This is a genomic window from Dermacoccus sp. Ellin185 (genome assembly GCF_000152185.1).
Lineage (GTDB): Bacteria > Actinomycetota > Actinomycetes > Actinomycetales > Dermatophilaceae > Dermacoccus > Dermacoccus nishinomiyaensis.
This window is the reverse complement of sequence record NZ_AEIQ01000127.1, coordinates 1-25,949: the sequence shown is the minus strand read 5'-3', so window position 1 is coordinate 25,949 and position 25,949 is coordinate 1. Positions and strand designations below refer to the sequence as shown.

Below are 25,949 nucleotides of genomic sequence, written 5' to 3'. Positions count from 1 at the left end.
TGAGGGCGGGTTCCGCGGCGGTGACGAGCGTCGTGGCGGCTTCCAGGCCCGTGACGACCGCCGTGACGGTGGTTTCCGCGGCCGCGATGAGCGACGCGGTGGCTTCAACCGTGACAACGACCGCCGTGAGGGCGGGTTCCGCGGCGGCGACGACCGTCGTGGTGGTTTCAACCGCGGCGGTACCGACGAACGCCGTGGCGGCTTCCAGGGCCGAGATGATCGCCGTGGTGGTTTCAGCCGTGACAACGACCGCCGTGAGGGCGGCTTCCGCGGCGGTGATGACCGTCGTGGTGGTTTCAACCGCGACAACGAGCGACGTGACGGCGGCTTCCGCGGCGACGACCGCCGTGGCGGTTTCAACCGCGGTGGCGACGACCGTCGTGGTGGTTTCGGGGGCCGCGACGACCGTCGCGAGGGCGGCTTCCAGCGTCGCGATGACCGCGGTGGTTTCAACCGTGGTGGCGATGACCGTCGTGGTGGGTTCAGCCGCGACAACGATCGTCGCGAGGGCGGTTTCCGTGGCGGTGACGACCGTCGCGGTGGCTTCAACCGTGATGACCGTCGTGGTGGCTACCAGGGCCGTGACGACCGGCGCGGTGGTTTCAACCGTGACAACGACCGTCGCGAGGGTGGCTTCCAGCGTCGCGACGACCGCGGCGGTTTCAACCGTGGCGACCGCCGTGACGGCGGCTTCCAGCGCCGCGACGACCGCCATGAGGGCGGTTTCGACCGCGAGAAGCGCTTCGGGCGCCCCGACCGCTCGTTCGACGACGCCACCGTGCGTGACGAGTCCCGCGTCGAGGACGCGCAGGTCGAGAACGTGACGGCGGCGAACGCCGACGTCGCGGCGACCACCGTCGAGGCCGACGCGGCCACGAGCGAGAACATCCAGCGCGAGAACGTCGACGTCGTCGGCGAACAGAACCCCGACGAGCGCGTCCACGTCGACGGCGACGTCGAGGGTGACGTCCGCGTCGACGACGCTCCCACCGCCGACGCCACGGACGCCGAGCGCGACGGTGTTGACGCCGCCGACTCCGACACGACCAACTCTGACGCCGACAACACCGACGCGGAGAACACCGACCCCGCCGACGCCACGAACGCCACCGCGGGCACGGCCGACGGCGAGCACGGGGGCTTCGACGAGAGCGAGTCGGACGAGATCGACGAGAGCGTCATCATGACGTTCACCGAGCTCGGGCTGCCCGAGGCACTCGTCGAGCGCATGGCGCGTGACGGCATCACGAAGCCGTTCCCGATCCAGGCGGCGACGATTCCCGACGCGATGGCCGGCAAGGACGTCCTCGGCCGCGGTCGCACGGGTTCGGGCAAGACGCTCGGCTTCGGTCTGCCGATGCTGGCGCGTCTCGCCGAGGGCGGCAAGGCTCGCGCGCACCAGCCGCGCGCCATCGTCCTCGTGCCGACGCGTGAACTCGCGATGCAGGTGAGCGATGCGCTGCAGCCGCTCGTCCACGTCGTCGGTCTCAAGCACAAGCTCGTCGCCGGTGGCATGCCGTACGAGCCGCAGCTGTCCGCGCTGGAGCGCGGCGTCGATGTCCTCATCGCCACGCCGGGTCGCCTGTCCGACCTCATCGAGCGTGGCGCGGCCGACCTGAGCCGCGTCGAGATCGCCGTGCTCGACGAGGCCGACCACATGGCCGAGATGGGCTTCCTCGAGGCCATCACCGAGATCCTCGACCTCGTGCCCGAAGGCGGCCAGCGCCTGCTGTTCTCCGCGACGCTCGACCGTGGCATCGACTCCGTCGTCGACAAGTACCTCGTCGACCCGGTGACGCACTCGACGGACGACGGCACCGCCACCGTCACGACGATGGAGCACCACGCGCTGCTCATCGAGCCGCGCGACAAGAAGGTCGTGACGGCCGAGGTCGCGAACCGTGAGGGACGCACCGTGGTGTTCGTCCGCACCAAGATGGGCGCCGACCGTGTCGCCGCAGAGCTGCGCGAGCAGGGCGTCATGGCTGCCGCGCTGCACGGTGGCCTCAACCAGGGTCAGCGCAACCGTGTCCTGTCGGCGTTCAAGGACGGGCGTGTGCCCGTGCTCGTCGCGACGGACGTCGCGGCGCGCGGCATCCACGTCGACGAGGTCGGCGTCGTGCTCCAGGTCGACCCGCCGGCCGACCACAAGGACTACCTGCACCGCGCCGGCCGTACGGCGCGCGCGGGGGAGAAGGGCACCGTCATCACCCTGGCGCTGCCGCACCAGCGTCGCTCGATGCAGCGTCTACTCGACTCCGCCGGCGTCGACGTGAGCCTTGTGCGCACGCGCCCCGGTGACGAGGCGATCGTCGCCGCGGGCGGTTCGACGCCCGAGGGCCGTTCGATCTCCGAGGACGACCTGCGTCGCACCCTCGCGCCGCGCAACGACCGTGGTGGTCGCGGCGGCCGCGGCTACGAGCGCGGTGGCCGAGGTGGTTACGACCGCGGTGGTCGTGACGGCGGGCGCGGCGGTTACGGCCGTGGCGGCGGCTTCGACCGTGGTGGTCGTGGACGTTTCAACGACCGCGACGACCGTGGCCAGGGCCGCGGACGCGGCGGCGACGACCGCGGCTTCGGTGGCGGGCGCGGTTACCGCGACGACATCGACGGTGGTTTCGAGCGCGAGAACCGCCGTCAGAGCTTCGGTGGTCGCGGCGGCCAGGGGGGTCGTGGTGGGTACGGCGGCGATCGTGGTGGCTACCGCGGCAACCGCGACTGACGCCGACTGAATCTGCGCTGATGTTGCCCGGTGATCCGGGGCCCCGTGCCCCGATCACCGGGCAACATCGCGTTCGGGGCGAGCGTGTTCCACAATGGACGGGTGACCTCGTTGACCGGCCGACTGCTCGTCGCGGTGCCTCGTGCCCACGACCGCGACGAGGGTGACATCTTCACCCGTAGCGTCGTGTTCGTCCTCCACCACGGTGACGACGGCGCCCAGGGCGTCGTGCTCACCGAACCGCTCGAGACCGGTGTCGACTCGGTCCTTCCGGGGTGGCAGTCCGCGTGCTCGGCGCCCGATCGGCTCTTCCAGGGCGGGCCCGTCGGCCTCGACACGGCGGTCGCGCTCGCGGGCGTGCCGGGGCGCGGTGACGTCGTGGGCGCCACGCGACTGTTCGGTTCGCTCGCCGTCGTCGACCTCGACGCGCCGCCGGAGATCGTCGCCCCGCAGCTGTCGGGGCTGCGCGTGTTCGCCGGCAACTGCGGCTGGGAGCCGGGCCAACTCGACGTCGAACTCGCTAACGGGTGGTGGGTGCGCGCCGAACCCGAGATCGCCGACCTGTTCGACGCCGACCCCGAGACGTTGTGGACGCGCGTCCTCGCACGCCAACCCATCCCGACGTGCCTCCTGGCGTCGTTCCCCGACGACCCGACGCTCAACTGACCCGCCGCCTGACGCCTCGGCTCGCTGCCCCCTGGCCCGCCGCGGGCGGCGCGCCTACACTGGCGCCCATGAACCCGGTTGTGTGGAACTCTTCGATCGACGACCCGTCATCGCCCCTCGGCGCGCCCGACGGCCCGGGCGGCCTCGGAGGGCCGGGCACCTCGACGGCGGTGCTGGAGCGAGAGCAGGTCGACCACCAGCTCTCCGAGCCCGGCGATCACGAGCGCTTCGCGCACTACGTGCGCAAGGAGAAGATCATGGAGTCGGCGCTGTCGGGCGAGCCCGTCACCGCGCTGTGCGGCAAGGTGTGGGTGCCGGGCCGCGACCCGGAGAAGTTTCCGGTGTGCCCGACGTGCAAGGAGATCTACCAGGGCCTGCGTCCGCCGCAGGACGGCGGGGAGTGACGCCGACGGGCGTCAGCTCGCCTTCGCGACAGGCTGCCTGACGTCGCCGGTGACCGGGGCCGCACCGACGGCGCTGGTGACGACCGGTCCCGCGGCGGTGGACGCCGTCGCGGAGCCGCCGTCGACCCCCGTCAGGTGCTCACGAACCTCGACTGCGGGCGCGTGCGATTCGGCCATGCGGATGAGCACCGTGCGGATGGCCTCGACGCTGACGCCGGCCGCCTCGGCAATGGCGCTCTTCGTCACCTTCGCCTGATCGGCGGCGGCGACCGCCCGCCGGTACTCCGCTTCGGCGGCGAGACGCGCTTCGCGCGCCGCAGTGACGGCGCTGAGCTTCTCGCGTTGAGCATCGGTGAGTTGGGCTCTCGTGCGAACCATGACTCTCGTCCTTTCCCTGCGAGCCCCGGCCAGGGGTGAGCGGCCTCGATGGACCGAGCGGCGAGGCGCCGCTGGGGCCATCGAGTGCTCGATGTCCATGACTGACTCCACCCTAGGCGCGCGGACGCCCCGCATGGTGGGTTGAGCGCTACTCAACTCCAGGGTGTGATGCTCACCCCACCCTCCGCCGTCGCCCGGCGCGCCTCCGACACCCTTCGACGCGCCGTCGGGACCCAGCCCGCCTCGTCAGCTGGGAGCCTGCTGGGTGAAGCGACGAAGCGGCGACGAGTGGGCACCGGCGGTGGCAGCCTGCCCCATGACCAATGCTCGCCCCGACCCGAGGGCCCGCACCGCCACCGCGGGCGCCTTCTTCGTCCAGGGGCTGACGTTCGTCGCCCTGACGGCGAAGCTGCCGCAGCTGTAGGACGCGCTGCACCTGTCGCCCAGCGCCTTCTCGGTGCTCATGCTCGCGCTCGTGCTGTGCGCGGGGGCTCGTTTCGGTGGCGGGGGAGTTCTTCGCCGCCATCGTCGTCCTCGGCACGTTCATCGCGCTCGCGACGCATCGCTGGGGCTTCGCGCTCTCCGCCGCGGTGCTCATTATCCTGCCCGCCGCCGCGACGCTCGCGCGGTACGTCCCGCACGCGCGGCCGGAACCGGCGCCCATCGCATCCGGGGCCGACGCCCCCGCCGCGCGCAGCCTGCCCTGGCGCCGCCTCCGCACCCTCGGCCTCGCGCTCGTCGAGTTCTACATGGTCGACACGGCCGTGACGACGTGGGCGCCCACCTACCTGCACCACACCTTCGCCTCACCGGCCTCACTCGTCGCCGTCGCCACCCTGCCGTACCTCGTGTGCTCGCTGCTCAGCCGCAGCGCAGCTGCGGCGACTGGCTGACGGCGCGGCTCGGCCCCGCGGCGCTCGCGCTCGTCGGGGTGGGCGTCGCCGGCTTCGGTCTCGCCGTCGTCGCGCCGCTGTCGTACTCGGTGGCCGCGCGCCTCGCCCGCGACGCACACCCGGAGGCGGACGCGGCGTCCGTCCAAGCCGGCAGCGACGCGGTCATCGCGCGCTTCGACCAGTTCAACTACGTCGGCGGCCTGCTCGGAGCCGTGCTGACGGGCGCCCTCGGCGACACGTCCCTGCGCTACGGATTCGCCGTCCCGATGGTGCTGCTCCTCGGCCTCATGGCGCTGTCGCGCGCGTTCCGGCCGGCCTGAACGGTCGGTGGCGGCGGCCACGTCGGGGAGTTCGTTCGGCGCCGGTAGACTGCTCGGCCTATGAGTACCTCGGCTGCAGAGCACCTCTCACCCGCCTTCCCGGAGCGCGCCGCGTGGGGTACCGCGGGCAAGCTGCGCGCCTGGCAGGCCGGTGCGCTGGAGCGGTACCTGAGCACCGATCCGCGCGATTTCCTCGCCGTCGCAACCCCCGGCGCCGGCAAGACGACGTTCGCGCTGCGCCTTGCAACGGAGCTGCTGGGGCGCGGCATCGTCAAGAAGGTGACGATCGTCGCGCCGACCGAGCACCTCAAGACGCAGTGGGCCGACGCGGCCGCGCGCGTCGGCATCCAGATCGACCCGAGGTTCACGAACCGTCAGGTCGATGAGGCGTCCGACTACGACGGGGTCGCCCTCACCTACCAGGGCGTCGCGAGCAACCCCGAGGTGCACCGCATCCGCACCGAGCGCACGCCGACGCTCGTCATCCTCGACGAGGTGCACCACGGCGGCGACAACAAGAGCTGGGGCGAGGCACTGCGCACTGCATTCGACGGCGCCGCGCGACGCGTCTGCCTCACCGGTACCCCGTTCCGCAGCGACACGAGCCCCATCCCGTTCGTGCGCTACGAGGTCGACGACGCAGGCATCCGCCGCTCCGCGAGCGACTACGCGTACGGCTACGCCGAGGCGCTCGCCGACGGCGTCGTCCGGCCCGTGCTGTTCATGGCCTACGGCGGCAACATGCGATGGCGCACCCGGGCCGGCGACGAGATCGCGGCGCGTCTCGGCACACCGATGACGAAGGACGCCATTGCAGGCGCCTGGCGCACCGCGCTCGACCCGAACGGCGCGTGGATCCCGTCCGTGCTTCAGGCCGCCGACAAGCGCCTGTCGGAGGTGCGACGTCACGTGCCCGACGCGGGCGGCCTCGTCATCGCCTCGAACCAGACGGCCGCGCGCGCCTACGCGCGCACGCTCGAGGCGATCACTGGTACCAAACCGACGGTCGTGCTCTCCGACGACGCCGGCGCGAGCTCCCGGATCGAGGACTTCGCCAAGAGCAGCGAGCGGTGGATGGTCGCCGTCCGCATGGTCTCCGAGGGCGTCGACGTGCCGCGTCTGTGCGTCGGCGTCTACGCGACGTCGACGTCGACGCCGCTGTTCTTCGCCCAGGCCGTCGGACGCTTCGTGCGCGCCCGCAAGCGCGGCGAGACGGCGTCGGTGTTCCTGCCGACCGTGCCGATCATCCTCGAGCACGCCTCGCGTCTCGAGGAGCAGCGCGACCACGCCCTCGACCGTCCGCAGCGCGCGGGGGAGAACCGCGAGGACAACATGTGGTCCGAGGAGGAGGAGCTGCTCGCCGAGGCCAACCGTGAGGAGAAGGCCTCCGGGATGCTCGCCGACGACGGCACCTTCGAGGCGCTCGAGTCGCAGGCCGAGTTCGACCACGTCCTGTTCGACGCGCAGCAGTGGGGCATGGGCGGTGACGTCGGCAGCGAGGACGAGCAGGAATACCTGGGCTTGCCCGGTCTGCTCGAGCCCGATCAGATGGCGAGCCTGCTGCGTGAACGCCAGGCCAAGCAGGCCAAGGCCGGGCGCACGCGACGCACCGACGACGACGAACCCGTCGCCGCGCACCGTGCCCTCGCCAAGCAGCGCAAGGAGCTCAACGGCCTCGTCGCGCAGTACGCGCGCAAGAGCGGCCAGCCGCATGCCGTCATCCACAACGATCTGCGTCAGCAGTGCGGTGGGCCGACGCTCGACAAGGCCTCCTCCGAGCAGGTCGGCGAACGCATCGAGTTGATCCGTCGCTGGTTCGTCGGTCGGCGCTGAGCCTGCGAGGCCCTCAGCCCGCGGGGCCCTCAGCCTGCGGGTGTCATGCGGGATGCAGTGCGGTACGAGGCACTGCCTGCCTGGCTCATCCGCACGGCTCATCGCCCCCGGCGCGTCATGCCGGGGCGGATAGGGTAGACGCATGACTGAGCAGCCGCACGCGCCCGTTTCGTCGGGCTGGTACGACGACCCCCGCGACGCCACCCAGCTGAGGTACTGGGACGGCATCCTGTGGACCGAGCGCACCATGCCGAAGCTGCGCCCGGGCCTCGACCACGTCGGGGAGGCCCGCCCGGTCCAGCACGTCGACGCACCGCCGCGCCGTGACGGCGAGCCGCGCACCTATCCGGCTCACTGGGGCCCCGAGGGCAGCGGGGAGCAGCAGCATCGCTTCGGTGTCCCGCAGCCGCGGGCTCATGATCAGCGCCCGACGGCGTTCGGAACGAGCGCGGGGGAGCCGTCGGGGGTGTGGCGCCGCTTCTTCGCCTACTTCCTCGACCGCATCATCTTCGGGGTGCCCGTCACCCTCGCGATGCTGCCGTTCCTGCACTCGTGGATCGACGAGTTCCGCGACTTCATCGACGAGGCGAGCACCGCCGCGAGCAACGGTGGGCAGATGCCGGCCTTCCCCGACGACCTGACGTCGCCGCCGCTCGCGTTGGCGCTCGCGCTGTTCGTCGCCGGATTCGTCTACGACACCCTGATGACGTCACTGCGTGGTGCGACGCTCGGCAAGTCGGCGCTCGGCATCCGCGTGGCGCCCATCGAGGAGGGCGACCCCCGCTCGCCGCAGAAATTGCCGATGGCACGCAGCGCCGTGCGCGCTCTCATCAAGTACGTGCCGGATCTGATGTCGCTCGTCGCCGTGCTCGCCGGCATCGCGGGCCTGCTGCAGATCGCGATCCTGCTGTGGGCGCTGAGCAACCGCCTCCGTCAGGGCCTCGACGACCTCGCGGCCCGCAGCGTCGTGCGCCGCACCCGCTGACCCCGCCCCACCTGCGATTTTCGTCCCTTCGCGAATCCCGTCCACATCGGCGATTCTCGTCCATCTTCGGGCCCGGCACGCGGGCCGCGTTCTCAGCCGACGACGGGTTGACCGACGAGCTCGACGCCCGCGTCGCGCATGGTCGTGAGCGCCGCGTCGGTGCTGTCGGCTGCGACGCCGGCCGTCATGCCGAGCAGCACGCGCGTGGCAAAGCCTTCGCTGACGGCGTCGAGCGCGGTCGCGCGGACGCAGTGGTCGGTCGCGATGCCGACGACGTCGACGCTGCCGACGCCCCCGTCACGCAACCAGGAGGCGAGCGACTCATCGCCACCGGCGAGCGCTCCCTCGAATCCTGAGTAGGCCGCGGCGTACCTGCCCTTGCGGAAGATCGCGTCGAGCCGATCGACGACGGTCGCGAATCCGTCGTGGAACGCCGCGCCGTCGGACTCGGCGCGGCAGTGCACGGGCCAGGAGTCGCTGAAGTCGGGGGTCTCGCTCCAGTGCTCGCCGGGGTCGACGTGCCAGTCCTGCGTCGCGACGACGACGTCGTAATCGGCGAGCGCGACGTAGTCGGCGATCGCCGCGGCGACCTGGGCGCCCCCGGCCACGGCGAGCGAACCGCCCTCGCAGAAGTCGTTCTGAACGTCGACGACGACCAGTGCCCGGCGCGTGCCAGCATCAGCGCTCGGCGCGCTCATCGCTGCGTCACCCCGCCCATGCCGGGACCCTCGTACCGGGTCGGGATGACGGGCTCACCGCGCGACATCTGACGCGCCTTTGCGGGCAATTCCGCGCGGGAACGCTCGTACACCGCGCGGGCGCTCGCGGCGTCCGTCGGCGCGACGACCTCGCCGTTCCTGACGAGCGGGACGAGCAGCGCACGGTCGTCGCCGTCGTCGACCGGCTGCTCGCCGATGCCGATGATCTCGGCCTCGGCCACTCCCTGTGCGTTTCGGCGACGCAGCGCCCACTTGCGTCCGCCGACGGAGATCTTGTCCTTGCTCTTCTTCGCGACGTCGATCATCTGGCCGTCGTCGCCCGCGTGCTGGACAAGCTTGTAGACCATGCCGGCCGTCGGCGCGCCGGAGCCGGTGACGAGGGAGGTGCCGACGCCGTACGCGTCGACCGGCCCGGCTGCGAGGGCGGCGATGGCGTACTCGTCGAGGTCGCTCGTCACGACGATCTTCGTGCCCGTGGCACCGAGTGAGTCGAGCTGCTCGCGCACCTCGCGGGCCTGCACGAGCAGGTCGCCGGAATCCAGACGCACCCCACCGAGTTCGGGGCCCGCGACCTCGACGGCGATCTTGACGGCGTTCTTCACGTCGTAGGTGTCGACGAGCAGCGTCGTGTCCTTGCCGAGCGAGTCGACCTGCGCGGTGAACGCGGCGCGCTCGTCGTCGTGCAGCAGCGTGAACGCGTGCGCCGACGTGCCCGTCGTCGGCACGTCGTAGCGACGTCCCGCCTCGAGGTTCGAGGAGGCCGCGAACCCCGTGATGTACGCGGCGCGCGCGGCTGCGACCGCTGCCTCCTCGTGCGTGCGACGCGAGCCCATCTCGATGCACGGACGGCCGTCGGCGGCGAGCACCATGCGCGACGCGGCGGCGGCGACGGCTGAGTCGTGGTTGAGGATCGACAGGATCAACGTCTCGAGGATGACGCCCTCGGCGAACGTCGACTCGACGACGACGAGCGGCGAGCCCGGGAAGTAGCACTCACCCTCGGCGTAGCCGTGGATGTCACCGGAGAAGCGGTAGTCGGCGAGCCACTCGAGCGTCGGCTCATCGACGACGGCGCGTCGACGCAGGTCGTCGATCTCGGCCTCGGTGAACCGGAACTCTTTCAACGCCTCGAGAAAACGACCCGTGCCCGCGACGACGCCGAAGCGGCGGCCGTCGGGCAGGCGGCGGGCGAAGACCTCGAAGACGCTCTTGCGGTGGGCCGCACCGGAGCGCAGCGCCGCCTGGAGCATCGTGAGCTCGTAGTGGTCGGTGAGCAGGGCCGTCGAGGCCGAGATGGTGGAAGTCACGTATCGAACTCTAAGGTGGTTGACGTGTCGATCGCGCCTCCAGACATCGATTTCGAGCAACTGGCCAAGCAGCTCGCCGACCCCGACCCCCAGGACGTGGGGGAGCGGGCGTGGGTGACGCTCGTGTGGAACGACCCCGTCAACCTCATGAGCTACGTCAGCTTCGTGTTCCAGGACTACTTCGGCTACTCCCGCGAGGAGGCCGAGCGGCTCATGATGCAGGTGCACACCGAGGGCCGCGCCGTCGTCAGCAAGGGCAGCCGCGAGAAGGCCGAGGCCGACACGATCGCCATGCACGGCTACAGCCTGTGGGCGACCTACGAGCAGGAGGGCTGATGGCCGAGGCATTCCGGCGTGACCCGTCCGACGAGCGGCGCATCGTCGGACGTTTCGACGACGTCGAACGCGCCGTCGTCGTCGATCTCATGCACCAGACGAGCGTCCTGCTCTCCGACGGTAGAGACGACGCACCCGACGCGCCGCGCGGCACCGACGAGGACGAGCTGTTCGCGGCGCTCGGACGCTCGATGAGCGCCCGTGAGGCTCCGCGCGACCCGGCGCTTCGTCGGCTGCTGCCCGACGGCGTCAAGGACGATGACGGCGCGGCCGCCGAGTTCCGCCGCCTCACCGAGGCCTCGTTGCGCGATCGCAAGCTGCGTAACCTCGCTACGGCGATGACGGCGTTCGAGCGCGCGGGTGCCAACGTCGACCTCGCGCAGACGATGAGCGCCGGCGAACCCCGCGACGTCGTCCTCGACGAGGCCGAGGCGCGCGCGACGATGATGGCGCTGACGGACGTGCGGCTCGTGCTCGCCGAGCGCCTCGGCGTGCGCACCGATGCGGATGCCGACGCACTCGTCGAACAGGTCGAGCGTGGGCAGGTGCCGAACGACGAGGAACAGCTCATGGCCGCCTACTACGACTTCCTCACCTGGCTCGCCGAATCGGTGACGCTCGCGGTGATGCGCGAGGCCTGAGGCGCAGCGCAACGGCCGTCTACGATGGAGACATCATGAGCGACTCGACTACCACCTCAGCCCCCACCCCCTCGACGCCCGGCGAGACGAGCCCCGGCGCCGTCCGTCTGCGCGTCGCGCCGTCGCCGACGGGTGACCCGCACGTCGGCACCGCCTACATGGCGATGTTCGACCTTGCGTTCGCGCGTCAGCAGGGCGGAAAGTTCGTCCTGCGCATCGAGGACACCGACCGGGCGCGCTTCCAGGCCGATTCCGAGCAGCAGATCTTCGACACGCTGCACTGGCTCGACCTGAACTGGGACGAGGGCCCCGACCTCGGCGGCCCGTACGCGCCGTACCGTCAGAGTGAGCGGCTCGACACGTACAAGCCGTACGTCGACAAGCTCATCGACGAGGGCAAGGCCTACTACTGCTACTGCACGAGCGAGCGGCTCGCCGAGATGCGCGAGCTCCAGCAGAAGCAGAAGCTGCCGACCGGCTACGACCGCATGTGCTACGGCAAGTCGCGTGAGGAGCGCGCCGCCGAGCCCGGCTTCAGCGAGAACCCCGTCGTGCGCATGTTCATCCCCGACGACGCGCCGCTCGTGTTCGACGACCTCATCCGAGGCGAGGTCAAGGCGCCCCGCCCGGACGATCAGGTCATCATGAAGGCCGACGGTTTCCCGACGTACCACCTCGCCGTCGTCGTCGACGACCACGAGATGGGCATCACGCACGTCGTGCGCGGTGAGGAGTGGATCAGCTCGACGCCGAAGCACATCCTGCTCTACCAGGGCCTCGGCCTCGAACCGCCGAAGTTCGCGCACATGCCGCTGCTGCGCGATGAGAAGAAGGCGAAGATCTCCAAGCGCAAGAGCCCGTGGGCGCGCCTCACGTGGTTCAAGGAGCAGGGTTACCTGCCGGAGGCGCTGCTCAACTTCCTCGCGCTGCTCGGCTACCCGCCGATCATCGAGGCGGACGGCACCGAGCGCGAGGTGTTCACCTTCGAGGAGTTCAGCGAGAACTTCGAATGGAGCAAGGTCAACACCGTCGGCCCGATCTTCAACCTCGACAAGCTGAACTGGCTCAACGGTCACTACATCCGCGAGCTCGAGCCTCGCGACTTCGCCGCGCGTATCCTGCCGTTCCTCGTCGCGGACGGCGTGCTGCCGGAGCAGCCGTCGCTGCCGCAGCTGGGTCGCCTCAACCTCGTCGCCGAGCTGATTCAGACGCGCATCAACCTGCTGTCGGAGGCGACGCCGCTCGTCGCACCGTTCTTCACCGACGACGCCGAGCTGCCCATCGCGGACGACGCCCGCGCGCAGCTCAAGGAGACTGCCGCGCAGGTGCTAGACGCCGCCATCGCGGCCCTCGAGCCCATCTCGGGTTCGCTCGGCAAGCCTGACGGCACGGGCATCGAGTGGGTGCACGAGCGCATCGAGGCCGCGTTGCGCGAGGCCGTCGTCGACGGCCTGGGCATCAAGCCGAAGTTCGCCTTCGGCCCGCTGCGCACCGCCGTGTCCGGTCAGCGCATCTCACCGCCGCTGTTCGAGTCGATGGAGATCCTCGGCAAGCACTCGACGATGGAACGCTTGAAGAACCTGCGCGCGAGCTTGTGATCGACCGGGGCGCGCCTGCCTGTCGGCCCTGACGGATGCGTCAGGCCCGGCGCGGCAGGGCGCCGGTCGATTTGTCGTCCCGGGAAACCTCCGGTAAAGTTTTCACTCGGTTCGGGGAACGAACGGAAGGCCTCACGAGGCGCGCTGTTCGATCACTGCAACCCCCATTGGGGTATGGTGTAATTGGCAACACGGATGATTCTGGTTCATTTGTTCTAGGTTCGAGTCCTGGTACCCCAGCGCAGATCGCTTGTGCAGAAGGTGACGCCCGCGTCACGCGCTCACAGAGTGATTTCGGGAAAACGATGGCATGAGTTAGAGTTTTCCTCGCTGCTGAACGGCCGAAAGGTTGACGAAGCAGGCCATGGCCCCGTTGTGTAGTGGCCTAGCACGCCGCCCTCTCAAGGCGGTAGCGCGGGTTCGAATCCCGTCGGGGCTACATCGAGACAAGAAATCCTCACCGCAGAAAATGCGGTGGGGATTTCTTGTTTGACTTCTCTTTTTGTCGCCGTCTCGGCTCGGACCGGCCTTTTTCGGGCCCTGACCATTCGTGCGCTCGAATTCGCTATTCAGGAATCGCCACCGGACGGCCGCAGGTCACGTGCACCTGCCCAAGGGCGACGATGCCCTGCCGCCCCGTCAGGGGCGGCAGGGCATCGTCGCCAGAGGTGGATCAGCGCGTCGTGGGTGGTGCGACGCTCTTCTGCTGCGCGGCGGCGCGCGCGAGCACCTCCGTCAGCTTGTTGGCGCCGGCGACGACCGTTGCGGCGTGCAGCCGCCCGGGCTGACGGGAGACGCGCTCGACGGGGCCGGAGATCGACACGGCGGCGATGACGCGGCCGCTGGGCGAGCGCACCGGCGCGGAGACGGACGCGACGCCCTGCTCGCGCTCGCTCACCGACTGAGCCCATCCGCGGCGGCGCACGCCGGAGAGCATCGTCGCGGTGAACTTGGAGCCCTGCAGGCCACGGTGCAGACGGTCGGGCTCCTCCCAGGCGAGCAGCACCTGGGCCGCGGAGCCGGCCTGCATCGACAGCGTCGCGCCGACGGGGATGGAATCGCGCAGACCCATCGGGCGATCGGCGGCCGCCACGCAGATGCGCTGGTCGCCCTGGCGGCGGAAGAGCTGGGCGCTCTCGTTCGTGTGGTCGCGCAGCGCGCCGAGGACGGGCCCGGCGGCGGCGAGCAGGCGGTCCTCACCGGCGGCGGCGGCGAGTTCGACGAGTCGGGGGCCGAGGACGAAGCGTCCCTGCATGTCACGGGCCACGAGGCGGTGATGCTCCAGCGCGACCGCGAGGCGGTGGGCGGTCGGGCGAGCGAGGCCGGTGGCTGCGACGAGCTGGGCGAGGGTGGAGGGCCCTGCCTCGAGGGCGGAGAGCACGACTGCAGCCTTGTCGAGGACTCCGACGCCACTTGAATTGTCCATGTACTGATATTGCAGTCTCATGAACCGAGACGCAAGTCCGGTCCGCCGGTAAAAGGGTAACGCTTGTCGCAGAACGGTGTCTCGTGGGTCGGACGACCCGTCGATCGAAGGAGGATGACGTGGGTTCCACGTTGGCCGAGAAGGTGTGGCAGCAGCACGTCGTGCGAAGCGCGGAGGGCGAGCCCGACCTGCTCTACATCGACCTTCACCTGCTCCACGAGGTCACGAGCCCGCAGGCGTTCGACGGGCTGCGGCTCGCGGGGCGCACCGTGCGTCGCACCGACCTCACGCTCGCCACCGAGGACCACAACGTCCCGACGACGCCGGGCCCGATCACCGACCTCGTCAGCCGCACCCAGGTCGAGACGCTGCGCCGCAACTGCGAGGAGTTCGGCATCCGCCTGTTCCCGATGGGCGACGCCGAGCAGGGCATCGTCCACATCATCGGCCCGCAGCTGGGCCTCACCCAGCCCGGCGCGACGATCGTCTGCGGCGACAGCCACACCTCGACGCACGGTGCGTTCGGCGCGCTCGCGTTCGGCATCGGCACGAGCGAGGTCGAGCACGTCCTCGCGACGCAGACGCTGCCGCTCAAGCCGTTCAAGACGATGGCGATCACCCTGGAGGGCGACCTGCCGGACGGCGTCAGCGCGAAGGACATCATCCTCGCCGTCATCGCCGAGATCGGCACCGGCGGCGGCCAGGGCTACGTCCTCGAGTACCGCGGCAAGGCGATCGAAGCGCTGTCGATGGAAGCGCGCATGACGATCTGCAACATGTCGATCGAGGCGGGCGCCCGCGCCGGCATGGTGGCGCCCGACCAGACGACGTTCGACTACCTGGAAGGCCGCCCCCATGCGCCGCAGGGCGCCGAGTGGGATGACGCGGTCGAGGCGTGGAAGCAGCTGCGCACCGACGACGACGCGGTGTTCGACGCCGAGGTCGTCATCGACGCGACGAAGCTCGCGCCGTTCGTCACCTGGGGCACCAACCCGGGCCAGGGCCTGCCGCTGACGGCGGCCGTGCCCGACCCCGAGCAGATGGGCGACGACTCGGAGAAGGATGCCGCCGCGAGCGCCATCGAGTACATGGGGCTGAGCGTCGGTCAGCCGCTCAAGGAGATCGCGATCGACACCGTCTTCCTCGGTTCCTGCACCAATGGGCGTCTCGAGGATCTGCGCGCCGCGGCGGACGTGCTGCGCGGGCGCAAGGTCGCCGACAGCGTGCGCATGCTCGTCGTGCCCGGTTCGGCGAAGGTGCGTCTCGACGCCGAGGCGGAGGGGCTCGACGCCGTCTTCACCGACGCCGGCGCCGAGTGGCGCCTGCCCGGCTGCTCGATGTGCCTCGGCATGAACCCCGATCAGCTCGAGCCGGGGGAGCGCAGCGCGTCGACCTCGAACCGCAACTTCGAAGGGCGCCAGGGCAAGGGCGGACGCACGCACCTCGTCAGCCCACAGGTCGCCGCCGCGACCGCCGTCACCGGCACGCTTGCCTCGCCGGCCGATCTGTGACCCGCTGAGCCGTCAGGAGACATCGATGGACAAGTTCACCACCCACACCGGCGTCGGGGTGCCGCTGCGCCGCAGCAACGTCGACACCGACCAGATCATTCCAGCCGTCTACCTCAAGCGCGTCACCCGCACGGGCTTCGAGGACGGGCTGTTCTCCGCATGGCGCAAGGACCCGTCGTTCGTGCTCAACACCGAGGCCTACCGCGACGGTTCGGTCCTGGTCGCAGGCCCCGACTTCGGGACGGGCTCCTCGCGCGAGCATGCCGTCTGGGCACTCATGGACTACGGCTTCCGCGTCGTCATCAGCTCGCGCTTCGCCGACATCTTCCGCGGCAACTCGGGCAAGGCCGGCCTGCTCACCGCGCAGGTCGAGCAGGGCGACGTCGAACTGCTGTGGAAGTACCTCGACAACGAACCGGGCGCGCAGATCACGGTCGACCTGGGCTCGCGCACGATCCACGCGGGGGAGCTCGTCGTGCCGTTCGCTGTCGACGACTACATCCGCTGGCGCCTCATGGAGGGCCTCGACGACATCTCGCTGACGCTGCGTCACGAGGACGACATCGAAGCGTTCGAAGACGCTCGTCCGAGTTGGAAGCCGTCGACGCTCCTCCGATAGGTGATATCGCGCTGACCGCCGCGCGGGAGGTCTCGCGCTCGTGGCGCGCGTGTGTGAGGTGCGACGCCCGGGGAGGTGTCTGCGAATCGCTTACGGCCGCAACATGGTCGGGCGACCGCCATGATGATCTATGACGATCGGCCTACGCGTGTTCGGTGCGTGGGCGCCGCACGGCGGACGACTAAGACTTCACCCAATGGACGGGGATGCAACCACTCGGTACCGTTGGCCCACGTCGAGACGCAGGACGGGATCGAGCCGTGACGGACGGACGAGAAGGGGTAGGACGAAAGATGAACAAGGCAGACCTGGTCGATCGCCTCGAGGTGCGCCTCGGCAGCAAGAAGGCCGCACTGGAGGCCGTGGAGGCCGTCGTCGACGTCATCATCCGAGAGGTCGCTGCCGGCAACAAGGTAGGGATCACCGGATTCGGCACGTTCGAGCGCGTCGACCGCGCCGCCCGCACGGGCCGCAACCCGCGCACCGGCGAAGCGGTGCGCATCGGTGCCACCTCCGTGCCCAAGTTCACCCCTGGTACGAACTTCAAGGCCGTCACGGCCGACCCGTCGAAGCTGCCCCGCTCCGGCAACGCCGGTGGTCGCGCGCGCGTCGAGCGCTGAGACGCACCGCGTCGGGCGGCGTCAGCGGATCTGCTGGCCCGTCCCGATGCCCTCGATCCACAACCGGCGGATTCCGTCTGGCCCGTGATCGACGTTGAGACGCTGCCCCACGCGCAGCGTGCGCAGGCCGCTGCGCGCGAAGGCGTCGGCGTCGAACGGCAGCACCCGGCCGGCGTCGGTGATGAGCTCACCTGTGAACGTCGCCTCGTCGAAGCGGTGGACGCTGGCCTGCGTGTGATGGGTCATGGCGGCTCCTTCGGCGGCTCGGACCGGTGACGGCGAGGTGCGCGGGTCTCGTACCCTCTCACAGCGATCCCTCCCATGCTGCCAGATGCCCCGGCCTGATGGATCGCAACGCTGCGACGAATGCCCTGGACGTGTCGTGCCACTAGAGTGCGAGACGAACAGGAGGTGCCCATGGCGAAGATCTCGCTCGATGCGGGAGAGCGCAACGCCGTCGTCTCCGTCATCACGAACGCCGTCGCCCCGGCGGTGGCGCCGTGGCTGCGTGAGACGTGGCGAGGCGCCGAGCACGTTCCCGCAACCGGCGGGGCCGTCATCGCCGCGAACCACCTCAGCTACTCCGACCCGTTCGTCATCGGCCGCTTCCTCCTCTACGGCGCGGGTCGCCTGCCGCACTTCCTCGGCAAGGCCGAGGTCTTCGCCGTCCCCGTCCTCGGGCCGCTGCTGCGCCGCGCCGGGCAGATCCCCGTCCACCGCGGCACCGCACGGGCCAAGGACAGCTTCGTCGAAGCCGTCGACGCGGTCGCGGCCGGCCGCCTCGTCTGCCTGCTGCCGGAGGGCACGCTGACACGGGATCGCGCGTTCTGGCCGATGACGGGCAAGTCCGGCGCCGCGCGCATCGCGCTGACGACGGGCGCCCCGCTCGTCCCGGTCGCGATGTGGGGGCCCGAACGAATCATCCCGCCGACCAGTCGCGCCCGCCATGTCGTGCCGCACCTGCTGACGCGTCGTCATGACGTCACTGTCGTCGCGGGCGAGCCGGTCGACCTCGACGACCTGCGCGGGCGCGACCTCGACACCGAGGTGCTGACGGAGGCCACCAGGCGCCTCATGGCCGCCATCCTCGAGCTGCTGTGCGAGATCCGCGGCGAGCGACCCGGCGCGCCGCCGCTCGACAACCCGCGCACCGTCTCGCGCCCGACCGACGCGCGAGGCACGCGATGAACGCGCCGACCTGTCCCAGTGGCCCCCGCGCCGACCTGCCTCACAGCGCCGAACTGTCCGGCCGCACCGAACTCCACGAAAGGACGAGACGATGACACGCGCCGCAATCATGGGGGCCGGAAGCTGGGGCACGGCGTTCGCCGCCGTCATGGCCGACGCAGGCACCGACGTCACGCTGTGGGCGCGCCGTGCGGAGGCTGCTGACGCGATCAACACCGAGCGCCGCAACGTCGCCTACCTGCCCGAGCTGCAGCTCGACGAGCGCATCAGCGCGACGGCGGACGCGGCGCAGGCGCTCGAGGGCGCCGACCTCGTCGTCCTCGCCGTCCCTTCGCAGTCGCTGCGCGGCAACCTCGAGCAGTGGCGCGACGTGCTGCCGCAGGGCGCGCCGCTCGTGTCGCTCATGAAGGGCATCGAACTCGGCACGCACCTGCGGATGAGCGAGGTCATCGCGGAGGTCGCGGGCGTGCCGCTCGCGCAGGTCGCCGTCGTCTCCGGGCCGAACCTCGCGAAGGAGATCGCGCAGAAGCAGCCGGCCGCCGCCGTCGTCGCAGCGCCGCATCACGGGCTGCGCGCCAAGGTGGCAGAGGCCTGCGCCGCCCCGTACTTCCGCCCCTACACGAACGCGGACGTCGTCGGCACGGAGATCGCGGGCGCGGTGAAGAACGTCATCGCGCTCGCGGTTGGCATGGCCCACGGCCTGGGCCTCGGTGAGAACACGACGGCGACGCTCCTGACGCGCGGTCTCGCGGAGACGGCCCGCCTCGGTGCGGCGCTCGGCGCCGACCCGCAGACGTTCCTCGGTCTCGCCGGTGTGGGCGACATGGCCGCGACGTGCAGTTCGCGCCTGTCGCGCAACCATGCCTTCGGGCTGGCCCTCGGCGAGGGGCAGACGCTCGAAGAGGTGACCGCACAGGCCAGCCAGACGGCCGAGGGTGTCAAGTCGTGCCGCTCCATCGTCGAACTCGCACGCAGCGTCGACGTCGACATGCCGATCTGCGACGGCGTGCACGCCATCCTCTACGAAGGGTGGGGCCCGCAGGAGATGGTGCGCGCCCTCATGTCGCGTTCGCGCAAGAGCGAACGCGTCTGACGACCGGCCAGGCGCGCCCGTTGTTTCGGGCGTCGGCCGGGGCAGCCTGGCGGGGCAGTCGCGTGACCGGGTCAGTCGGCTGACGCGGCGTGCGCCCGGCGCAGGGCGTCGTCGAGGTCCGCCCACAGATCCTCGACGTCCTCGACCCCGACCGACAGGCGCAGCAGGTTCTCCGGAACGCTGGCCGGTTCGAGCGCATGTCGACGGCGGCGCTCCAGCATCGACTCGACGCCACCGAGGCTCGTGGCGGGCAACCACACCTCGACGAGCTGTTCGACGGCGCGTGCGGCGTCTGCGCCACCGCGCAGTTCGAGCGCGATCATCGCGCCCGTTCCCGGGTGGCGCACGCGCGCGACGTCGTCGTGCTCGCGCAATCTCGCAGCGAGCGTCGCCGCGTTCGCGCAGGCGCGCTCCCAGCGCAGGTGCAGCGTCCGCATGCCTCGCAGCGCGAGCCACGTCTCCTGCGGGCCGGGGATGGCGCCGCCCAGCGTGCGTGCTGTGAGCAGCCGCGCGGCGAGGTCGGCGTCGTTCGTCACCGCCGCGCCGAGCAGGACGTCGCTGTGGCCCGCGAGGTACTTCGTCACCGAATGCACGACGACGTCGACGCCGTCGTCGAGGGGGCGGCGCCCGAGCGGCGTGTTGAACGTGTTGTCCTCGATGACGAGCGCGCCCGCCGCGTGGGCGCGGCGCGTCACGGCGGCGACGTCGCACGTCTCGAGCATCGGGTTGCTCGGCGACTCGACCCAGACGAGATCGCAGCCGGCAGCTAGGGCGGCGTCGAGGGCGCCGTCGTCGGCGAGGTCGACGCGCGTGAGGTGCGCGCGGCCGGCCTCGTGCCAGGTGTCGAGGACGGCGGAGGTGCCGTTGTAGAAGTGTCGCGGCGCGATGACACGGCCGCCGTGCGGCAGGAGGGACAGCGCGGCCGAGATGGCGCCCATGCCGCTGGCGAAGGCGAGCGCGGTCGTCGAGGCGTCACCTTCGAGGGAGGCAAGGGTCGTCTCGAACGCGCTCCACGTCGGGTTGCCGACCCGCGCGTAGTTGAGGTCCGCGCCGGCCACGTAGGTCGAGGTGAGCGTGAGTTCCGGGCTGACGCTCGCGCCCGGCGCGCGGGCAGGGCGTCCACCACCGACGAGGCGTGTCGCAGCAGCGAGCGGGCGGGCGGGACGATCGGCGTGCGCAACCATGCGAACACCCTGGCACGGCGGCGCCACCGCGCGCCGTGGCGTCCGGCGACTGACCGCGCGCGGGCGCTATTGTTGGCCGCGATGAGCACTTCGCAGCCCCGCACCCGCGTCGCCGTCGTCTTCGGTGGGCGCTCCTCCGAGCACGCCATCTCGTGCGCCACCGCCGCCGGCGTTCTCGCCGCGATCGACCGTGAGCGCTACGACGTCGTGCCGATCGGCATCAGCAAGGCCGGCCAGTGGGTGCTCATGCCCGACGACCCGTCGGTGCTCGCGATCCAGGGCAAGAAGCTGCCGGAGGTGACGAACGACGCCGGCCGCGAGGTCGTCATCGCGCCGTCGCCCGACCAGCACGACATCCTCGTGCTCGATGCGGGGCAGACCCCGCAGGCACTGACGTCCGTCGACGTCGTCCTGCCGCTGCTGCACGGGCCGTTCGGTGAGGACGGCACCCTGCAGGGCCTGCTCGAACTCGCCGACCTTCGCTACGTCGGCTCGGGCGTCACGGCGTCGGCCGTCATGATGGACAAGCACATGATGAAGATCGTGTTCGAGGCCGCCGGGCTGCCCGTCGGCCCCTACGTCGTCATCACCGACAAGCAGTGGCGCCGCGACAAGGACGCCGCGATGGCGAGCCTCACACCGCTGCGCTACCCCGTCTTCGTCAAACCGGCACGCGCGGGTTCGTCGGTCGGCATCTCGAAGGTCGATTCGCGCGACCAGCTCGAGGCCGCCATCGAACTGGCGCGCGAGAGCGACCCGAAGGTTGTCATCGAGGCCGGCATCGTGGGCCGCGAGGTGGAATGCGGTGTGCTCGAAGGCCACGGCAGCGACCTGCCGCGCGCGTCCGAACTCGGTGAGATCGAGGAGATCGGCGAGCACGCCTTCTACGACTTCGAGGCCAAGTATCTCAACGACGACGGGCTGCGCCTCGCGTGCCCGGCCGATGTCAGCGCCGAGGACACCGCGCGCATCAAGGAGCTGTCGATCAAGGCGTTCGACGCCGCCGGCTGCGAGGGCCTCGCGCGCGTCGACTGGTTCTACACCGCCGAGGGCACGCTCTTCCTCAACGAGATCAACACCCTGCCCGGCTTCACGCCCGTGTCGATGTTCCCGGCCGTGTGGCGCGAGAGCGGCCTCGACTACACCGACCTCATCACCGACCTGATCGAGTTGGCGCGCGAGCGCAAGACCGGTCTGCGCTGACGGCAGCTCCGCGTCCGCGGGGTCCCGTGGGGGAGTCCGGGGCTCTTGTGGGTGGTGACGCGGCGACGATGGCCGGGTCGGGGGTGAACCGGAGCCGAACCGAATCGGCGCCGCCTGTCAGGAACAGCGGTGTGGACCCTGAGCGATCTTCTTCGCCGCGGGGGCGAACGCGGCGAGCAGCGTGCCGTCGAGGTTCGCCGACGACGGGACGAGCACCTCGATCGCCGGCTCACGACCGTAGGTGACGTACCGCGTGCCGCCCGAGACCGGGATCTGCACCCAGTCGACGTCGTTCGCGGAGAAGCAGGCGTCGCTCGTCGGGCCGGGTGAGGTGACGCCGCAGCGCGCGATGAGGACGTCGTCAGCGTTCTTGCCCCAGGCGTGGACGGTCGGCGAGTCGGCCGAGTCGGGGTAGGAATCGAGCCCCGAGACCGTCTTCGGCCACGATTTCGCGACAGCCGCGCACTCGGACGATGACGCCTGCGCAGCAGGCTTCGCAGCGACGGGCGAGTCACCGCATGCGGTGAGCGCCAGCGTTGCGGCACCAGCGAGAGTGAGAGCGACGCGTGCTGACATGACCCATAGGCTATCCAACCCTCGTCTGCCCACCCCGCGCCTGCCCGGCCCGCAACCATGCAACCCGCACCGGCGCCCGGGGCTGATCGGGGGACCCGAGATGCTTGGGAGCTGCGATGCCGCCTAACAGAGTGTCAGCTCCCGGGAACGTCCTCGAGAGCTGCGATCCTGCCTGACGGGGTTTCAGAGCTCTTCACAAATGAGGGTGCAGCTGGGGTCTGAAGCCGCCGGACTCGAGCAGGGATCTGGCGATGTAGTTGGTCAGGTTGCGGAAGCCCAGGGCGGAGCCGCGCCCACCATGACCACACGAGCCGATCAGGCTGCGTGACTACCGACTGTCACCTCTCCGTGCAGCAGTCCCCACCAGCCGCGCCCTCCAGCGGATCGTCAAGTCCCCTGCTGACGGCGACTTCGGCCCCAACTCGATCCGTGCACTCCAGCGCTACCTCAACCGTGGCGTGCTCGCGGGGAAGTTCAAGCTGCCGTGACCACCATCGGCCACGCCGTCGCTGACCACATCTACCGCACCCAGCCCAGCGTCCTCGCCCGCTGCCTGGGCCTCATCTTGTCCGGCTGTCTGGTCCTCGCGTGGGCCGGGCTGCGACTGACCCGATCGATCGGAGCATCATGACCCACCCGCGCACTCAAGGCTGACGCGAAGAACCGCGCCGCCCGCACCCTCCTGCAAGGCCTCGCCATTGACGTCCTCATCGCCGTCGGCACCGCCCTGGCCATGTGGTTGCCTGATGCCACCCTCACCGCCGGCGAGTCGTGGCTCGTGCTCGGCGCGTCCGTCGGCAAGACCGCCCTGACCGTCCTCGCGTCATGGCTCATGCGGCTCAAGATCGACGGGTCTGCGCTGCCCGCCCCGCTCCCGCCGGCCGACCCGGGTGAGCCCGACGACGACACCGCCTGATTCCATCCGGTGCTGCACCAACAGCCCCCTTCGCTCGCCTCTTACGAGGTGGCCAAGGGGGGCTGTCTTGTCATTCGGGGTTGCGACTCAGGTCAACTGAGCACTCTCGCCGGAGACTGTTGCCGAGCGCGAGCGCGCGCCGATCTGGGCGCTGGTCGCCGGGCCTCGGGTACCGTTGCGTCGCTCGAAGGTCAATGTTTGCGCGGCTTGTGAGCCGGCGCCGTCAGGATCGACTATGACTGAGCGTTGGGTCCAGTAGGTGACGTCGTTGCAGTAGTCCCGGCTCTGCGTGAAGGACCCACGGACATGGAAGCCACCCAAATACAGGCGACCGTCGGATTTGACCTCGTCGGCGAGGATCGGGCAGTTGTATTTCCACGTGTAAGGCGTGTAGAGCAAGCCGTCCGACTTCCTCTGCGCCTTACCGCGGGTGGGGCCGGACCAGCAGGTGGAGTGACCACGCAGGGTCGCCCAGGTGGCGCTCTGCTCTCCGATGATCCAGTAGATCAGGGCCACGTCGGCCACGGTCGACTCCGGGGTGATGTCGTAGAGGTAAAGGCCGTAGGGTGCGCCGTCGGGGCCGGCGCCGGTCAACGTTGAGTCGACTTCGAGCGTCCAACTGCATTCGCCGCTGGGCCTTGCCGTGTTTGCGACCCACCCGTTCACGCCTGGGTCCTTACGGACCGGGACAGACGCCGCCAAGCTGGGTGCAGCTGCTGCGATAGTAACGGCGGGTACCGCCCAAGCGGCCCCCTTTGCAATGGTCCGTCGGTCTAAGGACCTGCTGCGCTCAGTCATGAAACTCCCCCGTTTAGTAAAGGATTGAGTAGGTCTTTACGTTGGGCAGCATAGGGGGCCTGTGCTATCCCAGGCAAGACGACCCATCGCCGAATGATGACTGGCTCTTCACAGATGAGGGTGTAGTTGAGGTCTGAATCCGCCGGACTCGAGCAGGGATCTGGCGATGTAGCTGGTCAGGTTGCGGAAGCCCAGGGCCGAGCCGCGCAGGTGCTCCAGGCGTCCGTTGATCGCCTCTGTGGGGCCATTGCTGGTGCCAGGCCGCTCGAAGTAGGCCAGCACGTCGGTGGCGCGAGCCTTCAGGGTCCGACCGAGCTTGCGCAACTCGTCCAGCCCGGCGGGGACGTCTTGGCTGACGGCGTCGATGAGCGCCTCCATCGCCGCGCGGCCGAGGGATCGGTCCTTCTCGCGGTAGGCCGCGATCATCCGCTGGTAGATCCCCCAGGTCGCCTCGACGGGCACGTGCTCCTCGAGCACGAACAGCTCCTGCAGGCGGGTCTGCTGCTTGTCGGTGAGCAGGCCCGCGCCGGTGTGCAACGTTCTACGCGCACGGTAGAGCGGGTCGTCTTTGCGGCCGCGGTGCCCGTGCAGTTCCTGCTGGACTCGGCGTCGGCACTGGTCGGGGCATCACCGGCAAGGCGCACGACGTGGAAGGGATCCATCACCGCAGCCGCGTCGGGCAGTTCCTCGGCGGTGGCGCTCTTGAACCCGGTGAAGCCATCCATCGCGACGACTTCGATGGCCTCACGCCATGCCTGAGGGCGAGCGGCGAGCCACTCCTTGAAGACTCGCTTGGAGCGGCCCTCGACCATGTCCAGCAGTCGTGCTGGGCCGCTGCGGTGGCGGATCGGGGTCAGGTCGATGATCGCGGTCACGTATTTGTCGCCTTTGCGTGTGTGCCGCCAGACGTGGCCGCAGCCGGTGCACCGGTAGCGGCGGACCGTGACCTCCAACGTCGTCGGACGCCACCCCAACGGCTCGTGGGCCAGCCGGCGGACAACCGTGCCGCGCGCGGTTCCTTCACAGCCACAGCGTCGGCACCAGCGGTCGGGTTCGACGACTCGACAGGCCAGGACCGCACCGGCGGGCTCGAGGCGCTGACCGGTGGCCTCAAGGCCGAGCTCATTCAAGCGGCAGAACATGGTCAGGTCAGGGTCGGTGAAGGTAGCGTCAGGCACGTCGAGGTCTTCCAGATGGGCAGTGTGAGAACTTCCATCATCGGAAGGCCTCGACGCCTACCCGGGCAGCGCCACGCCGTTCGATCCTTGACTACGCGCTACACCCTCATCTGTGAAGAGCCGGTTTCAGCTTCGAAGATCTCCATGTGCTGCGCGGGGTGCTCGCGCCGTCGTCAGGATGCAGCGGCTGATTGAATGGCGTGGTGACCGACCTCGCGACCCCCTCGTGGCTCAGACCGACCTGGACACCGCGGGTCGGCGGCGACGCGGCGACCGTCGCCGACGTCGGGGAGGCCTGCGTGCTCGCGGCGATCACCCCCCACCTCGCGGCGGCCGACGCCGAGATCGGGCCCGGTGACGACGCGGCCGTCCTGCCCCTCGCGACGGGCCGTACCGTCGTCACGACCGACTCGATGGTGCTCGATCTCGACTGGCGCGACAACTGGTCGAGCGCCCACGACGTCGGGGTCAAGGTGATCGCCCAGAACCTCGCCGACGTCGTCGCGATGGGCGCGCGGCCCACCGGCGTCGTCGTGGCGCTCGCCACGGAGGAGCGCACGCGCGTCGACTGGCTCGTCGAGCTCACCGACGGCATGGCTGACGAACTGCGTCGCGCGGGTTGCGGATCCCTCGGCGGCGACCTGTCGGGCGCGCCCGCAGGCACCGTCGTCATCACCGTCACCGCGCTCGGCGAACTCGCCCCCGGCGCGCCGGCGCTGACACGCTCCGCCGCCCGGCCCGGCCAGGTGGTCGTGGTCTCCGACCGGCTGGGACGCTCGCAAGCCGGGCTGCTCGTTCTCAGCGGCGAGGGGGGCGGGCCGGCACGAGATGCGGG

At 70.2% G+C, this 25,949-nt stretch carries 27 protein-coding genes, 2 tRNA genes and 1 pseudogene; 20 read left to right on the top strand and 10 right to left on the bottom strand.

Annotated features, from left to right (window positions below; all coding sequences use genetic code 11):
* Positions 1 to 715, bottom strand: a 715-nt coding sequence (locus tag HMPREF0321_RS16640; protein ID WP_217490562.1) for a hypothetical protein, incomplete at its 3' end; no start/stop codon positions are given.
* A gap of 63 nt (positions 716 to 778) precedes the next feature.
* Between HMPREF0321_RS16640 and HMPREF0321_RS14320 the strand changes: the two genes are divergently transcribed.
* The 3 genes from HMPREF0321_RS14320 (at position 779) to HMPREF0321_RS14310 (ending at position 3,792) form a co-directional block, all read left to right on the top strand.
* Positions 779 to 2,722: a DEAD/DEAH box helicase gene (locus tag HMPREF0321_RS14320; protein ID WP_254654005.1), complete on the top strand. Its 1,944-nt coding sequence runs from the start codon at positions 779 to 781 to the stop codon at positions 2,720 to 2,722.
* 102 nt (positions 2,723 to 2,824) lie between these two features.
* Positions 2,825 to 3,388: a YqgE/AlgH family protein gene (locus HMPREF0321_RS14315; protein WP_040015176.1), complete on the top strand. Its 564-nt coding sequence runs from the start codon at positions 2,825 to 2,827 to the stop codon at positions 3,386 to 3,388.
* 68 nt (positions 3,389 to 3,456) lie between these two features.
* A complete protein-coding gene (locus tag HMPREF0321_RS14310) occupies positions 3,457 to 3,792 on the top strand; it encodes a DUF3039 domain-containing protein (RefSeq protein WP_050786634.1) in 336 nt (111 codons plus the stop codon).
* 12 nt (positions 3,793 to 3,804) lie between these two features.
* Here the strand turns inward: HMPREF0321_RS14310 and HMPREF0321_RS14305 are convergent, their stop codons facing one another.
* Entirely contained in the window at positions 3,805 to 4,170 is a 366-nt protein-coding gene (locus HMPREF0321_RS14305) for a hypothetical protein (RefSeq protein ID WP_006947544.1), read from the bottom strand.
* Positions 4,171 to 4,670: 500 nt separating this feature from the next.
* On the opposite strand from HMPREF0321_RS14305, the gene HMPREF0321_RS16865 reads away from it, so the two are divergent.
* From HMPREF0321_RS16865 to HMPREF0321_RS14290, 4 genes are all read left to right on the top strand, one after another.
* On the top strand, positions 4,671 to 5,063 hold the full coding sequence (locus tag HMPREF0321_RS16865; RefSeq protein ID WP_006947512.1) for a hypothetical protein: 393 nt from the start codon (positions 4,671 to 4,673) through the stop codon (positions 5,061 to 5,063).
* Positions 5,021 to 5,383, top strand: coding sequence for a hypothetical protein (locus HMPREF0321_RS16860; RefSeq protein ID WP_006947506.1), 363 nt, complete (start codon positions 5,021 to 5,023; stop codon positions 5,381 to 5,383). Before HMPREF0321_RS16865 ends, HMPREF0321_RS16860 begins: the two co-directional genes overlap by 43 nt.
* Positions 5,384 to 5,443: 60 nt before the next feature.
* Positions 5,444 to 7,216 carry a DEAD/DEAH box helicase gene (locus HMPREF0321_RS14295; RefSeq protein ID WP_006947520.1) on the top strand — a complete coding sequence of 591 codons (1,773 nt, stop codon included), beginning with the start codon at positions 5,444 to 5,446 and terminating at the stop codon, positions 7,214 to 7,216.
* Positions 7,217 to 7,358: 142 nt separating this feature from the next.
* The gene (locus HMPREF0321_RS14290; protein WP_006947514.1) at positions 7,359 to 8,201 is read left to right on the top strand and encodes an RDD family protein; all 843 of its coding nucleotides are present in this window, start codon (positions 7,359 to 7,361) and stop codon (positions 8,199 to 8,201) included.
* 92 nt (positions 8,202 to 8,293) lie between these two features.
* On the opposite strand, the gene HMPREF0321_RS14285 is transcribed toward HMPREF0321_RS14290, so the two are convergent.
* Together HMPREF0321_RS14285 and HMPREF0321_RS14280 are read right to left on the bottom strand one after the other, a co-directional pair.
* Entirely contained in the window at positions 8,294 to 8,899 is a 606-nt protein-coding gene (locus HMPREF0321_RS14285) for an isochorismatase family protein (protein WP_006947510.1), read from the bottom strand.
* The gene (locus HMPREF0321_RS14280; protein ID WP_006947523.1) at positions 8,896 to 10,227 is read right to left on the bottom strand and encodes a nicotinate phosphoribosyltransferase; all 1,332 of its coding nucleotides are present in this window, start codon (positions 10,225 to 10,227) and stop codon (positions 8,896 to 8,898) included. The genes HMPREF0321_RS14285 and HMPREF0321_RS14280 overlap by 4 nt, the downstream gene beginning before the upstream one ends.
* A 15-nt stretch (positions 10,228 to 10,242) precedes the next feature.
* Between HMPREF0321_RS14280 and clpS the strand changes: the two genes are divergently transcribed.
* The 5 genes from clpS to HMPREF0321_RS14255 all read left to right on the top strand — a co-directional run bounded on the left by clpS (position 10,243) and on the right by HMPREF0321_RS14255 (position 13,241).
* Complete coding sequence (gene clpS, locus HMPREF0321_RS16855; RefSeq protein WP_006947542.1) at positions 10,243 to 10,563, top strand: ATP-dependent Clp protease adapter ClpS; 321 nt, start codon at positions 10,243 to 10,245, stop codon at positions 10,561 to 10,563.
* Positions 10,563 to 11,204, top strand: a complete 642-nt coding sequence (locus tag HMPREF0321_RS14270) for a DUF2017 domain-containing protein (RefSeq protein ID WP_006947504.1) — start codon at positions 10,563 to 10,565, stop codon at positions 11,202 to 11,204. The genes clpS and HMPREF0321_RS14270 overlap by 1 nt, the downstream gene beginning before the upstream one ends.
* Positions 11,205 to 11,239: 35 nt before the next feature.
* On the top strand, positions 11,240 to 12,802 hold the full coding sequence (gene gltX / locus HMPREF0321_RS14265; RefSeq protein ID WP_006947533.1) for a glutamate--tRNA ligase: 1,563 nt from the start codon (positions 11,240 to 11,242) through the stop codon (positions 12,800 to 12,802).
* 168 nt (positions 12,803 to 12,970) lie between these two features.
* Positions 12,971 to 13,042, top strand: a tRNA-Gln gene (locus tag HMPREF0321_RS14260).
* A 126-nt stretch (positions 13,043 to 13,168) separates the two neighbouring features.
* Positions 13,169 to 13,241 (top strand) — tRNA-Glu (locus HMPREF0321_RS14255).
* A 234-nt stretch (positions 13,242 to 13,475) separates the two neighbouring features.
* Here the strand turns inward: HMPREF0321_RS14255 and HMPREF0321_RS14250 are convergent.
* Positions 13,476 to 14,228, bottom strand: coding sequence for an IclR family transcriptional regulator (locus tag HMPREF0321_RS14250; protein WP_040015175.1), 753 nt, complete (start codon positions 14,226 to 14,228; stop codon positions 13,476 to 13,478).
* 119 nt (positions 14,229 to 14,347) lie between these two features.
* Between HMPREF0321_RS14250 and leuC the strand changes: the two genes are divergently transcribed.
* The 3 genes from leuC (at position 14,348) to HMPREF0321_RS14235 (ending at position 16,978) form a co-directional block, all read left to right on the top strand.
* Positions 14,348 to 15,739 carry a 3-isopropylmalate dehydratase large subunit gene (leuC, locus tag HMPREF0321_RS14245; protein WP_006947513.1) on the top strand — a complete coding sequence of 464 codons (1,392 nt, stop codon included), beginning with the start codon at positions 14,348 to 14,350 and terminating at the stop codon, positions 15,737 to 15,739.
* 25 nt (positions 15,740 to 15,764) lie between these two features.
* Positions 15,765 to 16,358, top strand: a complete 594-nt coding sequence (gene leuD / locus HMPREF0321_RS14240) for a 3-isopropylmalate dehydratase small subunit (protein WP_006947538.1) — start codon at positions 15,765 to 15,767, stop codon at positions 16,356 to 16,358.
* Positions 16,359 to 16,651: 293 nt separating this feature from the next.
* On the top strand, positions 16,652 to 16,978 hold the full coding sequence (locus HMPREF0321_RS14235; RefSeq protein ID WP_038568864.1) for an HU family DNA-binding protein: 327 nt from the start codon (positions 16,652 to 16,654) through the stop codon (positions 16,976 to 16,978).
* A 21-nt stretch (positions 16,979 to 16,999) separates the two neighbouring features.
* Here HMPREF0321_RS14235 and HMPREF0321_RS14230 read toward each other — a convergent pair whose 3' ends face one another.
* Complete coding sequence (locus tag HMPREF0321_RS14230; protein ID WP_006947507.1) at positions 17,000 to 17,224, bottom strand: hypothetical protein; 225 nt, start codon at positions 17,222 to 17,224, stop codon at positions 17,000 to 17,002.
* A gap of 171 nt (positions 17,225 to 17,395) precedes the next feature.
* Between HMPREF0321_RS14230 and HMPREF0321_RS14225 the strand changes: the two genes are divergently transcribed.
* Together HMPREF0321_RS14225 and HMPREF0321_RS14220 are read left to right on the top strand one after the other, a co-directional pair.
* Positions 17,396 to 18,166, top strand: a complete 771-nt coding sequence (locus HMPREF0321_RS14225) for a 1-acyl-sn-glycerol-3-phosphate acyltransferase (protein ID WP_006947508.1) — start codon at positions 17,396 to 17,398, stop codon at positions 18,164 to 18,166.
* A 91-nt stretch (positions 18,167 to 18,257) separates the two neighbouring features.
* Complete coding sequence (locus HMPREF0321_RS14220) at positions 18,258 to 19,259, top strand: NAD(P)H-dependent glycerol-3-phosphate dehydrogenase (protein ID WP_006947509.1); 1,002 nt, start codon at positions 18,258 to 18,260, stop codon at positions 19,257 to 19,259.
* 71 nt (positions 19,260 to 19,330) lie between these two features.
* Here HMPREF0321_RS14220 and HMPREF0321_RS14215 read toward each other — a convergent pair whose 3' ends face one another.
* Positions 19,331 to 20,443, bottom strand: coding sequence for a PLP-dependent aspartate aminotransferase family protein (locus HMPREF0321_RS14215; protein ID WP_040015174.1), 1,113 nt, complete (start codon positions 20,441 to 20,443; stop codon positions 19,331 to 19,333).
* Between the two features lie 81 nt (positions 20,444 to 20,524).
* On the opposite strand from HMPREF0321_RS14215, the gene HMPREF0321_RS14210 reads away from it, so the two are divergent.
* Positions 20,525 to 21,646, top strand: coding sequence for a D-alanine--D-alanine ligase family protein (locus HMPREF0321_RS14210; protein ID WP_006947518.1), 1,122 nt, complete (start codon positions 20,525 to 20,527; stop codon positions 21,644 to 21,646).
* 117 nt (positions 21,647 to 21,763) lie between these two features.
* Here HMPREF0321_RS14210 and HMPREF0321_RS14205 read toward each other — a convergent pair whose 3' ends face one another.
* A complete protein-coding gene (locus HMPREF0321_RS14205; RefSeq protein ID WP_006947505.1) occupies positions 21,764 to 22,222 on the bottom strand; it encodes a DUF3515 family protein in 459 nt (152 codons plus the stop codon).
* A gap of 733 nt (positions 22,223 to 22,955) precedes the next feature.
* On the opposite strand from HMPREF0321_RS14205, the gene HMPREF0321_RS14200 reads away from it, so the two are divergent.
* Positions 22,956 to 23,138 carry a hypothetical protein gene (locus tag HMPREF0321_RS14200; protein ID WP_040015172.1) on the top strand — a complete coding sequence of 61 codons (183 nt, stop codon included), beginning with the start codon at positions 22,956 to 22,958 and terminating at the stop codon, positions 23,136 to 23,138.
* Positions 23,139 to 23,225: 87 nt separating this feature from the next.
* On the opposite strand, the gene HMPREF0321_RS14195 is transcribed toward HMPREF0321_RS14200, so the two are convergent.
* Together HMPREF0321_RS14195 and HMPREF0321_RS14190 are read right to left on the bottom strand one after the other, a co-directional pair.
* The gene (locus HMPREF0321_RS14195) at positions 23,226 to 23,804 is read right to left on the bottom strand and encodes a hypothetical protein (RefSeq protein ID WP_139023682.1); all 579 of its coding nucleotides are present in this window, start codon (positions 23,802 to 23,804) and stop codon (positions 23,226 to 23,228) included.
* A 240-nt stretch (positions 23,805 to 24,044) separates the two neighbouring features.
* Positions 24,045 to 25,114: pseudogene (locus tag HMPREF0321_RS14190) on the bottom strand (ISL3 family transposase).
* Positions 25,115 to 25,317: 203 nt separating this feature from the next.
* On the opposite strand from HMPREF0321_RS14190, the gene HMPREF0321_RS14185 reads away from it, so the two are divergent.
* Positions 25,318 to 25,949: AIR synthase related protein (locus tag HMPREF0321_RS14185; RefSeq protein WP_006947524.1), on the top strand; the 632-nt coding region annotated here is incomplete at its 3' end.

What these genes read in the sequence shown, in the direction of transcription:
- HMPREF0321_RS14310 (WP_050786634.1), top strand. Translation starts at nt 3,457, where the DNA reads ATGAACCCGGTTGTGTGGAACTCTTCGATCGACGACCCGTCATCGCCC.
- HMPREF0321_RS14305 (WP_006947544.1), bottom strand. Translation starts at nt 4,170, where the DNA reads ATGGTTCGCACGAGAGCCCAACTCACCGATGCTCAACGCGAGAAGCTC.
- HMPREF0321_RS14295 (WP_006947520.1), top strand. Translation starts at nt 5,444, where the DNA reads ATGAGTACCTCGGCTGCAGAGCACCTCTCACCCGCCTTCCCGGAGCGC.
- HMPREF0321_RS14290 (WP_006947514.1), top strand. Translation starts at nt 7,359, where the DNA reads ATGACTGAGCAGCCGCACGCGCCCGTTTCGTCGGGCTGGTACGACGAC.
- HMPREF0321_RS14285 (WP_006947510.1), bottom strand. Translation starts at nt 8,899, where the DNA reads ATGAGCGCGCCGAGCGCTGATGCTGGCACGCGCCGGGCACTGGTCGTC.
- HMPREF0321_RS14270 (WP_006947504.1), top strand. Translation starts at nt 10,563, where the DNA reads ATGGCCGAGGCATTCCGGCGTGACCCGTCCGACGAGCGGCGCATCGTC.
- gltX (WP_006947533.1), top strand. Translation starts at nt 11,240, where the DNA reads ATGAGCGACTCGACTACCACCTCAGCCCCCACCCCCTCGACGCCCGGC.
- HMPREF0321_RS14250 (WP_040015175.1), bottom strand. Translation starts at nt 14,228, where the DNA reads ATGGACAATTCAAGTGGCGTCGGAGTCCTCGACAAGGCTGCAGTCGTG.
- leuD (WP_006947538.1), top strand. Translation starts at nt 15,765, where the DNA reads ATGGACAAGTTCACCACCCACACCGGCGTCGGGGTGCCGCTGCGCCGC.
- HMPREF0321_RS14235 (WP_038568864.1), top strand. Translation starts at nt 16,652, where the DNA reads ATGAACAAGGCAGACCTGGTCGATCGCCTCGAGGTGCGCCTCGGCAGC.
- HMPREF0321_RS14230 (WP_006947507.1), bottom strand. Translation starts at nt 17,224, where the DNA reads ATGACCCATCACACGCAGGCCAGCGTCCACCGCTTCGACGAGGCGACG.
- HMPREF0321_RS14225 (WP_006947508.1), top strand. Translation starts at nt 17,396, where the DNA reads ATGGCGAAGATCTCGCTCGATGCGGGAGAGCGCAACGCCGTCGTCTCC.
- HMPREF0321_RS14220 (WP_006947509.1), top strand. Translation starts at nt 18,258, where the DNA reads ATGACACGCGCCGCAATCATGGGGGCCGGAAGCTGGGGCACGGCGTTC.
- HMPREF0321_RS14215 (WP_040015174.1), bottom strand. Translation starts at nt 20,443, where the DNA reads ATGGTTGCGCACGCCGATCGTCCCGCCCGCCCGCTCGCTGCTGCGACA.
- HMPREF0321_RS14210 (WP_006947518.1), top strand. Translation starts at nt 20,525, where the DNA reads ATGAGCACTTCGCAGCCCCGCACCCGCGTCGCCGTCGTCTTCGGTGGG.
- HMPREF0321_RS14205 (WP_006947505.1), bottom strand. Translation starts at nt 22,222, where the DNA reads ATGTCAGCACGCGTCGCTCTCACTCTCGCTGGTGCCGCAACGCTGGCG.
- HMPREF0321_RS14200 (WP_040015172.1), top strand. Translation starts at nt 22,956, where the DNA reads ATGTGGTTGCCTGATGCCACCCTCACCGCCGGCGAGTCGTGGCTCGTG.